The sequence below is a fragment of the Mesoflavibacter sp. CH_XMU1422-2 genome (genome assembly GCF_037029245.1).
Classification (GTDB): Bacteria; Bacteroidota; Bacteroidia; order Flavobacteriales; family Flavobacteriaceae; genus Mesoflavibacter; species Mesoflavibacter zeaxanthinifaciens.
Window position 1 is genome coordinate 1 of the sequence record NZ_JAYMEE010000091.1, and the last position, 1,220, is coordinate 1,220.

The 1,220-nt window shown below is 30.2% G+C and carries 1 protein-coding gene; it reads right to left on the reverse strand.

Features of this window, described 5'->3' with window-relative positions:
* Positions 1-213: 213 nt before the first annotated feature.
* Positions 214-1,125: a hypothetical protein gene (locus WA340_RS12840; protein WP_281141642.1), complete on the reverse strand. Its 912-nt coding sequence runs from the start codon at positions 1,123-1,125 to the stop codon at positions 214-216.
* Positions 1,126-1,220: the final 95 nt, after the last annotated feature.

Genomic DNA, 1,220 nt, shown 5'->3' on the forward strand with positions numbered 1-1,220 from the left:
GACCGAATAAAGTCAGACTTATAGCTAAAAATAATATTGTTAAAATTCGATTTTTCATTTTTTGGTCAAATGTTGCACAACGGTCTCGGCTATGAGTAGTTGCGTGGTTTAACACTTAACTCTGCAAGTACACACCAAGTTGGAAATTCCGCAGGAATTTCCAAAGTAGGCGAGAACAAGCAATTACTTATAGCCATTGTTGCCAGTAGTTTTTTATTCAGTTATTATTTGTTCATTTATTTTTTTCGCAATTGATGAGTCAACGATTACTTTACTTTTTACTTTTACTTCACGATATGAAATCAATTCATATCCATCTTTTCGGTTATAAGATTCATATTCCTCGATTTTCTCAACAATTCCATTTTTACTATAATAAAATTTAGTTTTTTCTTCCAATCCATCTTTGGTTAAGTATAATTCTTCGATTTCAATCAAACGTCCAAGGTTGTCATAAGTTCTAATCTCTTTTGTAGAGTAATCTTTTCCGTCATTGTAATATGTTTGGAACACGCCAATTCTTTGATTGTCTGAATAAGAGTAATTTGTTTCCCAATTCAGTTTTCCATTATAAATCTGCTGTAATTTTAAAAGATTTCCCTTTTCATTGTATTCTCTTTTGTAATAATAAGTTGAATCAAAGAACTCACCTTGATATTCGCCATTTTCGTTATACCAATAGTCGGTTTGAGTGTAAATCGTGTCCGATTCAATTTCATACATTTTTTCCGAAATAACCTTTGATTTCGTGCTATCTAAATCATACTTTTTGTAAAACTGATATGATAGATTTTTATCATAGTCTGTTTCCCAAATGTCAACTTTAGTTTTCAAGCCATTTGAATCGTAACTATAAATATTAATTTGGTTTAAAAGTCTTAAGTCAGTATTGTGATGTTTTCCAAAACTTATTGATTTAAGCAAAATTCCATTTGAATCGAAATACATTTTTGAAAATGGTCGATTTTTTCGGTTCGTTTTCTTTTTGGTCAATTCGTAATCTGAATTTCTTTTGAAGTTATGTCCAATTAATTCAACCTCAATTTCTCCAACTTTTTCAGTCGGTTTTTGTCCGAATAAATTCAGAGTAAATAAGATTGTTAATATGAAAATCGGGTGTTTCATCAAATTACTGGCAACGTTAGCGTATAAATTTCAGTTGCGGAAAATCGGTACGATTTTCCGATTGAGACTGAAAGATAGAAAATTGCAATGAATTT